We start from the raw sequence: 11,267 nt of genomic DNA, 5'->3' as shown, positions 1-11,267 counted from the left end.
GGGGGGCGCGCGGGGGGGGGGCGTGGGCGGGGCGGCCCGCCACTGACCGCGCCGCTTACGGGGCCCCGCCCCACCAGACCCCCGCCCCCACCCCCCCCCCCGCTCAACTCGTCATCGTGGACGAAGCCTCGCTGGCAGGCACGCTCTCCCTTGACCGCATCACCGACCTCGCTGCACAGGCAGGCGCGAAGGTTCTACTGGTCGGTGACTACGCCCAGCTCCAGTCCGTTGATGCGGGCGGCGCATTCGGACTACTGGTCCACGACCGAGGAGATGTGCCCGAACTGGCGGACGTCCACCGTTTCACCCACGCATGGGAGAAGACCGCCTCCCTGGACTTGCGGCACGGACGCACCGAGGTCATCGACACCTACGACGCTAACGGCCGCATCTACGATGGGGAGACCGAGAAGATGATCGACGCCGCCTACACCGCCTGGCGCGCCGACCTCCTCGCGGGCAAGGCCACCATTCTCGTGTCGGACTCCAACGAGTCAGTCACCGCCTTGAACACCCGAGCACGCACCGACCTCATCCTCGACGGGGTCGTCCGGGGCCCAAGGGAAGTCGACCTCCACGACGGGGCGCGCGCCGCCACCGGCGATGTCGTCATCACCCGACGCAACGACCGTCGCCTGCGCGCGGGCCGAGGATGGGTGCGCAACGGCGACCGATGGAACGTGATGGACGTCCGTGACGATGGCTCCATCACACTCCAACGCCACGGCGCCAAGAGGGGCGCGACTGTCATCGTTCCCGCCGACTATGTCGGCGAGCATGTAGAGCTTGGGTACGCGGTGACCTCGTATCGGGCGCAAGGCATCACCACCGACACTGCCCACGTTCTCGTAGATTCGTCCATGATGCGGGAGAACCTGTACGTGGCCATGACCCGCGGACGGGACGCGAATGCCGCCTACGTCGCCGTCGACCAACCCGACGTCGCTCACGATGTTCCGCATCCTGGCGACAACCAGGGCGCTACCAGCCGAAGCGTCCTGTACGGAGTCCTTCAACACGCGGGCGCAGAACTATCGGCTCACGAGACAATCACCGCCGAGCAGGAGACCTGGGGGTCGATTGCTCAGCTGGCTGCCGAGTACGAGACCATCGCCGCAGCCGCCCAACACGACCGCTGGGCCACCCTCATTCAGAACTCCGGCCTCACCGAGACCCAGGCAGCCGACGTGCTCGCGTCCGACGCATTCGGGCCTCTCACCGCGGAACTGCGCCGGGCAGAAGCGAATCATCACGACGTCGACGGTCTTCTGCCGAAGCTGGTGCGTGCGCGACGGCTCGACGACGCTGACGATGTCGCAGCCGTCCTCCACCACCGCGTTGCCATGGCTACCGCACGTCCAGCCGGATCAGGACGCGCCCGCAAGGCACCGCGGCTGATTGCTGGTCTCATCCCGGAAGCCACCGGGGCCATGAGCAACCAGATGCGGCAGGCGCTCAACGAACGCCGTGACCTCATCGAAGTCCGCGCCGACACCGTCCTCGACCGTGCGTTCAACGAGGCAGCGCCGTGGACCGCGGAGCTAGGACCGCAGCCCACGAACGCGAGGAAGCTGGACACCTGGCGACGTTCCGCCCAAGTTGTAGCGGCCTACCGGGACCGGTATCAAGTCACAACCGACACGGCACTCGGAGCGCCAGTCGAGAGCGTCGCTCAGAGAATTGACGCGGCCAGAGCCCGGGTAACGCTTGATGCGGCCCGCACCGTCGCCACAGAGCGACCTCAGACCGAGGATGCTGCGCGACGCTCAAAGTCACGGGTTGTGCGTCTCTCAACATGAACGATGCGGAACGACTGAGACTCCATTGGCGGAATTTCCCTCTGGAACAGATCACCCGTCGCCAAAGACGAAACCCGAGTAGTCCATTGAGAGAAGGACTTCAATCGCGCCTCATCCCTATCCGCTCATAAGCGCGGCGAAGGCGCTTCAAGCACATGCCAATCACCAGCAAGAAATGAACAGAGGCACCGACCGCGACTCCCGTCAAAATAGGTCCGGAACCGTCGCTTGAGATCCAGGCACCCGCACCGACGACCACCAAGAAGAGCACGAGTGTCAGTCCCCACACAATCGCCCAAAGAGTGTTCTTCATGCATTCGTCAATAAGGTCCAAATCCTTTGGTAGAAGACGTCGATCGTCTGGCAGTGAGATACGGAGTTGAAATAGAAACACCGCCATTGAAAACAGTAGTCCTGCGACAATAGATATACCTGCAACCGCCGCAGACACGTCGGCGAGCTTCGCACCGCTAAGTGCAGTCAAACCTCCGCAAGCAACCGGGACAACAATTTGGCTCGCCAAGTCCCTCCAGCGGACCTTTTCCGTATGAGCATCGTAAAGGGTCCTAAAGTGATCTTTAGGAATACCAAACAGCGATGACTTGCTCATCACTCATCACCATGTTTTCCCAACCTGCTCCAGTCCGAAATCCAAACATCTGAATTTCTACTGCACATATCAGAGACCTTCTCGGAGCAAGTTTCCAGTAGTTCGATATCCGTCAATACTGGTTGGCCCGCATCATTAAGAACCTCGCGAACCGCAGGGGCGCCTTCTGATCCCAGTATGAACTTTTTCGTTCGGCCGTCTCGCTCCATAGTGACGTACACATCGCGGTCTTCGGGCAAGTCCGGCACTGACACCAGTTCGCCCACCACATCTTTCTTATGTAGTTGTGCCAGCAAGCGGCCGGGAAAAACACTCCGACGCTCCGGTCGAGCGACGTAGGAAATTGTTCCAACTTCAACTTGCGGGCCATCTGCGATGTCCGCACTATGTCCACTCAATCGAATTTCAACCTCCTTAAGCTTGGCACCCTTCGACCACGCTTCGCTCTCTGTAACAGTCTGAGTCGTCATCGTAATTGAATCGGTGTAGTCACTGAAATAGCGCTTAAACAGCCGCAGTACTCTTGCGCCAGCTGATCCACGTGACGACTCTTCAGCCAAGTAGTATGCAGTCGGGCCTTGTTTCGGGACGAACAGAAGGGCTCGATTTGATCCGGTAGGCGCTTGATCATCAAGAATTGTTCCGACTGTATCGCCGCTGGTAACGTCAACGATCTCACCAGGCTCTCCGTAGTAGCCGACCCTGAGATCTAGCAGCACGACACGAGGTGCGAAACGACGCACATTTGCAATGCTCACCCAGCTCTGTTGTCTATCATCCTGTGACGTTTCGACACCGAGATCGTTTGCCCAGTTCTGAAACAGATTCAGCAGATCTTGTCCTTCAAGATCCGCAGGTGCGTAACTTGACGCATTGCGCTTGCGTTTTTGGTGAAATGTGAGTGTCGATGCCGTTAGGGTCCGCCGTCCCATGCGCGCTCCTTGGTAGTTGGGTCGATATGTATGTAGTAGGTGGGTTGTGAACCGGCCACTACCTTTCCCGCATCGCTGGTCCGTAAGATAGAACCGGACATTCAGAGGTAATAGGATTCTGACCGGCAGATCAGTGCATCGTGTATTGATATGGCACTACGTTCCTACAACAGTTGGAACCAAATCGCGAACAAATTCCACAACGTCATCTGCCTCCAGATCAAGTGACCTTGCGGCGGTGGCAATTGTGACCTTGTTTGCTGATCCGAACATGACTTTGCGAAGCAGCTGTGAGCCCTCCGCCGATATGCCTCCAGGCTCCGAAGATCGATATCCCCGGTCTGAAAGTTCTATGCATGTGCTTCGATATTGCCAATCGCTGAGAAGATCTAGTTCATGGAGACGGTGCGTCATGGCCATTGCGGACACTTTCCAGAAGGAGCGAGCTGCCAGGATGCGATCTATGCTGGCAGCGCGCATGGACTGAGAAAGTACCCTCGAACTCGGCATCAGAAAGTTCGCCGCGAACTCATTTGCTTCTGCTTCTCGTTCCTTGGAAGAACTCGGATCCATGTCTTGTTCCCCGTGCAAGACGAGGTGGCCTAGTTCATGGGCTGCGTCAAAACGCTGACGTTCTGCTGATCGAGAGGTGTTTAGAAATACGTAAGGCACGCTATCTCGAAAGAAGCAGAACGCATCAATGTCCGAATACTCATGACCCAAGGCGGCGACGCGCACGCCTTTAGCTTCCAATAGGTGGATCATATTGGCGACGGGTCGGTCGCCGAGCGCCCAGCGGTGGCGCACCAGTTCAGCAGCTTCTGTGGGGGTAAGCTTATCTAGAGATGGGATATCAGGTTCTGGCAGGCGAAATCTCGTCGCGATCGTCCCAAAGAACTGTACCGTCAGACTTGCGTTGGCGAGTACGGCGTCGCGTCTCGTGGCTGATGTTTTGCTGAGTTTGCGGAAGCTGACGGCTGCGACGGGGACCGTCTCGACAGTTTCACGAGAGAAAAATGTCGAAGGCACAGACAACGCGGACGCTAGCTTCTGCAAGTTCTCTGTGTTCGGAGGCTGCCTGCCGTTCTCGTAACTGGTCAGCGATCGGAGCGATACCCCGCTCAGTTCGGCGAGCTTGGTCAGTGTCAATGCGCGGCGCTTTCGCGCCAATCGGAGCTGTGAAGGATTGAACATCGTCATTAGCAAGGCGGTTAGCGCGGTTCGACATTCACGTCAATGTCGCCATCGTCTGGCTGGTCGAATACGGTGAAGTCACCATCGAGATCTAGAAACTTGATGAGAATCCTGTCGCTCCAGTCGGTGATCCTTCCGCTCTCTGTCATCACAGCAGGGCGCGACAGCTCAAGATTCATCCCGCGTTCCGTACGTTCGTGTAGGAGCAGCCAGAGGGGAGCGGCTTCTGTCTCTGCAACCAGTTTCTCTTCTTGTTTGATATTTGGCATGTCGAACAAGGATGCGGTCTCGTTTACCGACTGATCGAGTGCGCCGCGGGTCGCGTCGCCTTTGCGGCGGGTGTAAGGCTGCTTCCTGCGATCCGGATTCGCGACATCAACACCTGACGCAATCGTGAACGCCATGATTCTGTCGGGATGCAACAGTCGTGGCTGGTGGTCAATGTACACAAGATCCCATCCACGCTGAACGAGCAGACGGTTGAGCTGCTCCATGCCGTCATGGTAGATGTCAGTTCCGGGGGTTGAGCGCAAAGCCAGCGAGCTACGGTTCGCGGCCCTGGTTAATCCGGGACGCATGCCCATATGAATCAGTTCGGTGGACAAACCGAACTGGGCGAGCCGTTCCTCGTCGTTGGGCGGGCTGAGTGGTACTACTGTCGCGACCGTCACGGGGTCTCCTTCCGACCTGATGCGTGTAACACTACCACAAGTGCGGTCGAGAAACGCGCAACGATCCACCAGTTGCACCCTGATGACCCTGGAGGGAGCACTAAGGCTGGTGCGTCGACGTTGCTTCGTGGGGCAGGGTGTCCCAACGGGCCTACGGCTTGAGGAGGGTGGTCAGCGAGGGTCGCTGCGCAGTGTTGCGGCCAAGTTGCTCGCGTAGTCGAAGGACGCTCTCTGGCGGAGCGCTCTCGCCATGCCGATCGGGAAGGCCCGCGCGGAGGTCTGACGGGTAGGATGGTGGGTGAGGCACGTCCTCTATCTGCGGGTCCTCCGGGACAGCCCTCACCGGTGCTCATCACACAAGTTGCCTCCTCGACGGAGTACTACGTGTGACGAGAGGCCGATCATGCTTCGCGTTCTCTGGGCGGCGAGTGTCCGAACTCGGGACCTTACCCGCCGCTACCTTCCGACCAACATCCTGCTGGACTTCATCCGGACCAGGCGCGGCCTCAAGTGGGGCGTCCCAGCCATGCTTCTTGCTGTCCCGTACCTCGCGGTAGCGGTGTGGTGTGCGAGTTCAGTTGCCGATGGGGGCCCGGGCTGGCTGAATCTGATCATCCTTGTGGCCATCTGGAACGCCATGAAGTTCATCGTCATGGGGCCGGTGAGCGTTCTGACGCTGGCTCGCAGGAGGTGGCACGAACGGTCCGCGCGTCGGGGAGCCCTGCCCATGCCGACGCACTGAACGCCGCGCCGTGCATTCGGTGAACGCACAGCCATCTACGCCGAGCCCACCAAGTGCCGGTTCCGTCCTCGGGGACGAATGGTGACCCCCTTGGCACTGATCGCGCGGCGAACGGCCTGAGCGTTGGCTCCGTAACGTTGGCCAACTTCAGCGAGCGTTAGCCCGCCCTCATAGAGGCGGATCGCCTCTGCGATGTGCTCGTTCGCCAGGCCGCGCACGCGGATGGTGATGCCCCTGTGCTCAAGGTGCCGGGCGACGGTGTGACGATGGATCTCAAGCTTCTCCGCGATTTGTCCAATCGACATCCCATCCTCGTATAGGTCCACCAAATCGTCGACCTGCTGCGCGGTGAGAGAAGTTTGAGCCGTCTCAATCGCGCGCACGTTCGGGCCCCGGAGGTCTGTCAGTGAGGGTCCAGCGGCTCGCTCGGCATGGGCGTAGTAACCCCGCGACCAGCGGAAAGACAGGGTTTGGGCTGCGGAGGAAAAGTTCTCAAACTCTCTACGCAGGTGCCCCCACGGGGGCTCGAACCCCGGACCCAAGGTTTAAAAGACCCTTGCTCTACCAACTGAGCTACGGAGGCTCACTCATTGTAGTCGTGCAGGGCGGTCGCGGGCGAAATCACCTGCGCCGGCCGCTGAAATCGACCGCTCGAACGGGTCACCACGGCCGAATCCCTGCATCTGTGGCCGCTCGGCCCCCTGAGAATCAGCGAATTTCATCTGACAAAGCTGAACCTCAACCTTGTGTTGAACCGGGATGACGAGTGCCGAAATGCCTCCTCCGGCAGCCCGGTAGTTACCACGCACACCGTTTCGCCGCCGCCTCCAGAAGTCGGTGTCTTTCCTTGTCAACATGCCATTCTGGAAACCCACCCCGAGCCCACCGCACTGGCCCCGCGAGTCCTGCCCCGGGCCCGCATCGGCGATCTCCCCCCAAGGACCCGGCCTTGTCGATCCACCTGAGAGCTGTCTAAATTCCGCATGTCCCGGGGCACCGGTGTGGCGCATCTCCTGGTGCGCCGGGGAAGGCACCTCCGCCCCGGGCACAGACGAATTCATGCGGTGCCCGGCATCGCAGGAAGGATCAGGCGTGAATCCCTTCGTGAGAACAGCCCGGATCACGGTCGGCTCGGCATTGGCAGCGGCCAGCCTCGCCACCGCAGGTCTGGTACTGAGCCCCCTCGCCCAGGCCGACTACTCGCCACTGGCAGTCACAACGGGTGTGAACATCCGCCAGGATCCCAACACCAACTCAACCGTCCTGGCCGTGTTGTCTGCGGGCGACACCGTCACCCAGCGCGGTGACGAGCAGAACGGCTGGCTGCCGATCACCTACAACCAGAAGAATGCCTGGGTGCTGGCCCAGTACGTGAGCGCCACGACCGCCGTCACCTCGCAGTCCACGCAGTCGACTGCGCTGGTCGCAACGAGCGCCTATGTGCGTTCCTCAGCCAGCGATGATGCCTGGATCATGGGTTCGCTGGCCAAGGGCACCTCAGTGCCGGTCATCGGGCAGCCGAAGGACGGCTGGACGCCGGTGAACTACTACGGGCGCTCCGGATGGGTCGCCACAAGCCTGCTGTCCAGCACCTCCACTGATGCCAGCGTCAAGATCACCACCGCCATCTCCAACGACTACCTGTGGGTGCGGACCGGCGAGAGCACCGCCTATCAGTCCATCGGAATGCTCTACCCGGGCGACAAGGCCGCCGTCACCGGAGATCCCTCCAACGGCTGGATCCCGATCACCTTCAAGGGCCAGGCGGCCTTCGTGGCAGCGAACTATGCGCGCTACACCTCGGATCCGAGCACGATCTCATTGCTGAGCGCCACCACGACCAGCAACTCGACCAGCTCATCCAAGAGCACTGCCGCTGATGCCTCCGCGACCAAGACCACCGCAGCACAACCCACCGCTGCCGCAGTACCCACTGACACAGCGGCTGCTGCGGCAGTTGCCTCGGCACCGGTCGCGTCACCTGGTACGACCACCACGCCGGGCTGGACGACCACCGCAGCGAATCTGCGCATCGGCCCAGGCAGCGACACGCAGTCGGTCCGGGTCCTCGCCGCAAAGATCGAGGTGTCCCTCACCGGCACCACGAACGGCGGCTGGAGCCAGGTCCTCTACAACGGCTCGAAGTACTGGATCAGCACGGGCTATGTGTCGGCCACCAAACCCACCGACACCGACGCCACTCCTGAACCGGAGGCGTCCACCGACACGAGCACGCCGGCCGCTCAGACAGCCACGTCGACCAGCCCGGCCGCCCAGCCTGCCGTCTCGTCAACAGCTGCCCCGCAGGCCACGCCGTCGACTCCGGCAGCCACCGAACCGTCCACTCCTGCGGCCATACCGGCATCCAGCGATACCTCGAGCACCAATACGTCCAGCGATACCTCGAGCAGCACAGTTGGGCCCTCCGCCTCGGCTCTCCCCCAGACCACCGGAACGAAATACACCACTGAGGACGTGGACGCCTATCTCGGGGCGGACCAGTCGAAGCCGGCCATCGCGGTGATCCCCAAGGCGACGTCCGTGGCTACCACTGACACGGTGCAGAACAACCGGGTTCAGGTCGTGTGGGACAACACCGCCTACTGGGTGAACGTTGACTCCCTGAGCTCCACCAAGCCGGCCGACACGACCGACACGAGTTCCACCGCCGACGCGAGTTCCACCACTCCGGCCCCTTCGACCAATGCCCCGCAGGCCGCCATCGACTTCGCGATGTCGAAGGTCGGGATGCCCTACATCTGGGGTGGCACCGGCCCCTCGGGCTACGACTGCTCCGGTCTGGTGCAGGCCGCCTACAAGTCGGCCGGTATCAGCCTGCCCCGCACCACCTGGGACCAGGTGAATGCAGGCACCCGCGTCTCGCTGGCCGATGCCGAGCCCGGCGACCTGGTGTTCTTCTACGATGACTCCCATGTCGGCATCTACATCGGCAACGGCCAGGTGGTCAACGCCCTCAACGAGAACACCGGCATCGTGGTCTCCCAGATCAGCTATCTGGGTACCCCCTCGGCCGTGGTGCGGCTCACCTGAGCTGGGGCGGCGCACTGACGCTGTTTCCGGTTCCGCGCCCGGGGAATTTCTGCCCGCGGCGCTGAACCGCTAACATGTTGCGGCAGGTCCCCATCGTCTAGCGGCCTAGGACCCCACCCTTTCAAGGTGGCGACACGGATTCGAATTCCGTTGGGGATACTTCTCTCGGGCTCACGTCCTGGCGTGAGCCCGAGTTTTTCCCACACAGCTCAGTCGGCGTCCTCCGGGTCCTCGTAGGCGTGCCCGCCCTTCTTGTCCAGCAACCTGGCCGCAAGATCGGGTACCTCCAGCTGCAGCGACTTGTCGGGACGCTCGTAGCCGGTGGACTTCGGCCTCTTGGGAAGTTCGAGAGGCGCCCTGGCCACATGCTCATAGGGGATCGTGGACAGCAGGTGCGCGATCATGTTCAGACGCGCCCGCTTCTTGTTCTCCGCATCCACGACGAACCACCGCGAACCCGGCACGTCGGTGTGCACGAACATCTCGTCCTTGGCGCGCGAGTAGTCCTCCCAGCGCGTCACCGACTCGACATCGGTGGGCGACAGCTTCCAGCGGCGCATCGGGTCGGTGAGCCGGGATTCGAAGCGCTTTTCCTGTTGCTTGTCGGAGACCGAGAACCAGTACTTGCGCAGCATGATGCCGTCCTCGATGAGCAGCCTCTCGAAGATCGGGCACTGCCGCAGGAAGCGCTGGTGCTCCAGGGGCGTGCAATAACCCATCACCTTCTCCACGCCACCGCGGTTGTACCAGGACCGGTCGAACAGCCGGATCTCGCCGGCTGCGGGCAGATGGGCGATGTAGCGCTGGAAGTACCACTCGGTGCGCTCCCGATCGGTGGGCGCCGGCAGCGCCACGATCTGCGCGATGCGCGGGTTGAGATACTCGGTGATGCGCTTGATCGCGCCGCCCTTTCCGGCCGCATCGCGTCCCTCGAAGATGACGACGATTCTGGCGCCCGTGGTGCGCACCCACTCCTGCATCTCCACCAGTTCAGTCTGCAGACGGTGCAGTTCTGCCTGATAGACATCCTGTGGCATCTTCTCCGGGGCAGGCTTCTTGTCGTTCGCAGCGTCTTTGCCTTCGGCGGACTTCTTGTCTGGGCCGGACTTCTTCGACTTGGATGAGACCATGCCCCCATCGTCCACCAGCTCAGGGATTGTGACCAGCACCTCTGCTCAGCCGGCCAGGAGCGCTGCTTTGGCATTCCAGAGCGAGGGACGCTATAGTTCTTGAGCCTGCTCACCCCGGTGAACGGCACAAGGAATGGCCCTGTAGCGCAGTTGGTTAGCGCGCCGCCCTGTCACGGCGGAGGTCGTGGGTTCGAGTCCCATCAGGGTCGCTTTTCAAGACCTGGCCAGGTAGCTCAGTTGGTAGTAGCGTGCGCCTGAAAAGTGCAAGGTCGGCGGTTCGATCCCGCCCCTGGCCACACGTGTTCGTCCTCTGGTGATCCCGTCGGCACCGGCTGATGGGCTGTTCTCCGCCGGCGCTCACATCATCCGGTCACAGTGGTGGAAGCTGCATGGCAGAACATGCCGGACAGCGCCATCCAGAACCGCTAAGCGGCTCATGCCGTGGGCGGCTCGCCCAACTCCTGCCGATACCGCTCGATCAGCCCCTCGGGACGCACATAGGCGTCCAGCCAGCGGCTCACCTCGCCGGCGATCATCTCGCGCACAGGCCGGCGAGACAGCACCAGATCGTGCACACCGCCCGCGAACCGCCGGATCGTCACCTGGTCGCCCAGATGAACCGCAGCAGCGGCGATGCGCTCCACGTCGAGCACGATGTCCTGGCCGTGCATGGCCTCGTCCCAGGTGCGCGCGAAGTTGCTGCGCACGCTGGTCATCACCAGAATCGGGGTGTCGATGTGCAGGCCCTTGGCCACCTGCGCATGACCAGCCATGATGGCGCGTCCCCAACCGAAGCGCGGCACGAAACCCGGATTGGACTTCAGCTGCAGATCCCAGTCCCATTCGCCGTCCATCGAACTGTTCAGCGAACGCCGATAGAGCCCGGTATCGATCCCCACATTCAACTCCGTGAGCGGGGTGAACCGGCCCAGGGCATTCGTGACGGGCGACATCACCCGCCACAGGACAGGTGAACCCTGCATGTCCAGCCAGGGCGAGTTGAGGATCAGGCCGCTCAGCAACCCCGGACGAGGGTGAGCCCCCACGCGGGCCCCCCCCCCCCCCGGGGCGGGGGCCGGCCCCCGGGTGGGGGCCCCACGCGGGAGCGGCGGCCCCAGCCCGCACTCCCGCACCAACA

The 11,267-nt window shown here is 62.0% G+C and carries 8 protein-coding genes, 4 tRNA genes and 1 pseudogene; 5 read left to right on the top strand and 8 right to left on the bottom strand.

What is annotated here, in order from left to right; all coding sequences use genetic code 11:
• The coding region (locus ABF648_RS11025) for an ATP-dependent DNA helicase (RefSeq protein WP_415632309.1) at positions 1–1,799 on the top strand (1,799 nt) is incomplete at its 5' end.
• Between the two features lie 100 nt (positions 1,800–1,899).
• Here the strand turns inward: ABF648_RS11025 and ABF648_RS11020 are convergent.
• The 6 genes from ABF648_RS11020 to ABF648_RS10995 all read right to left on the bottom strand — a co-directional run bounded on the left by ABF648_RS11020 (position 1,900) and on the right by ABF648_RS10995 (position 6,531).
• Positions 1,900–2,409 (bottom strand): hypothetical protein, encoded by a 510-nt coding sequence (locus tag ABF648_RS11020; RefSeq protein ID WP_415632308.1) that lies wholly within the window; start codon positions 2,407–2,409, stop codon positions 1,900–1,902.
• On the bottom strand, positions 2,409–3,341 hold the full coding sequence (locus ABF648_RS11015; RefSeq protein WP_415632307.1) for a hypothetical protein: 933 nt from the start codon (positions 3,339–3,341) through the stop codon (positions 2,409–2,411). Before ABF648_RS11015 ends, ABF648_RS11020 begins: the two co-directional genes overlap by 1 nt.
• A gap of 156 nt (positions 3,342–3,497) precedes the next feature.
• On the bottom strand, positions 3,498–4,541 hold the full coding sequence (locus ABF648_RS11010) for a helix-turn-helix domain-containing protein (RefSeq protein WP_415632306.1): 1,044 nt from the start codon (positions 4,539–4,541) through the stop codon (positions 3,498–3,500).
• A gap of 11 nt (positions 4,542–4,552) precedes the next feature.
• Positions 4,553–5,206: a hypothetical protein gene (locus ABF648_RS11005; protein WP_415632305.1), complete on the bottom strand. Its 654-nt coding sequence runs from the start codon at positions 5,204–5,206 to the stop codon at positions 4,553–4,555.
• 777 nt (positions 5,207–5,983) lie between these two features.
• On the bottom strand, positions 5,984–6,331 hold the full coding sequence (locus ABF648_RS11000) for a hypothetical protein (protein WP_415632304.1): 348 nt from the start codon (positions 6,329–6,331) through the stop codon (positions 5,984–5,986).
• Between the two features lie 127 nt (positions 6,332–6,458).
• Positions 6,459–6,531, bottom strand: a tRNA-Lys gene (locus ABF648_RS10995).
• Between the two features lie 509 nt (positions 6,532–7,040).
• Here ABF648_RS10995 and ABF648_RS10990 point away from each other — a divergent pair.
• Both ABF648_RS10990 and ABF648_RS10985 read left to right on the top strand, forming a co-directional pair.
• The gene (locus tag ABF648_RS10990; RefSeq protein ID WP_415632303.1) at positions 7,041–8,999 is read left to right on the top strand and encodes an SH3 domain-containing protein; all 1,959 of its coding nucleotides are present in this window, start codon (positions 7,041–7,043) and stop codon (positions 8,997–8,999) included.
• Positions 9,000–9,085: 86 nt separating this feature from the next.
• Positions 9,086–9,158 (top strand) — tRNA-Glu (locus ABF648_RS10985).
• Between the two features lie 50 nt (positions 9,159–9,208).
• Here ABF648_RS10985 and ppk2 read toward each other — a convergent pair.
• Entirely contained in the window at positions 9,209–10,129 is a 921-nt protein-coding gene (gene ppk2 / locus ABF648_RS10980; protein WP_415632302.1) for a polyphosphate kinase 2, read from the bottom strand.
• A 135-nt stretch (positions 10,130–10,264) separates the two neighbouring features.
• Between ppk2 and ABF648_RS10975 the strand changes: the two genes are divergently transcribed.
• Positions 10,265–10,338 (top strand) — tRNA-Asp (locus tag ABF648_RS10975).
• Between the two features lie 13 nt (positions 10,339–10,351).
• Positions 10,352–10,425, top strand: a tRNA-Phe gene (locus tag ABF648_RS10970).
• A gap of 138 nt (positions 10,426–10,563) precedes the next feature.
• On the opposite strand, the pseudogene ABF648_RS10965 reads toward ABF648_RS10970, so the two are convergent.
• Positions 10,564–11,267 (bottom strand): annotated as a pseudogene (locus ABF648_RS10965) (alpha/beta hydrolase); the annotation flags it as partial.

The organism is Propionibacterium sp. (assembly GCF_047719395.1).
Taxonomy (GTDB): Bacteria; Actinomycetota; Actinomycetes; order Propionibacteriales; family Propionibacteriaceae; genus Propionibacterium.
The sequence above is the reverse complement of the archived record's forward strand: the minus strand, read 5'-3'. Positions and strand labels throughout refer to the sequence as shown.

Bases quoted from the DNA above. Each gene is read 5' to 3' on its own strand.
- ABF648_RS11015 (WP_415632307.1), bottom strand. From the start codon at position 3,341: ATGGGACGGCGGACCCTAACGGCATCGACACTCACATTTCACCAAAAA.
- ABF648_RS11020 (WP_415632308.1), bottom strand. From the start codon at position 2,409: ATGAGCAAGTCATCGCTGTTTGGTATTCCTAAAGATCACTTTAGGACC.
- ABF648_RS11010 (WP_415632306.1), bottom strand. From the start codon at position 4,541: ATGACGATGTTCAATCCTTCACAGCTCCGATTGGCGCGAAAGCGCCGC.
- ppk2 (WP_415632302.1), bottom strand. From the start codon at position 10,129: ATGGTCTCATCCAAGTCGAAGAAGTCCGGCCCAGACAAGAAGTCCGCC.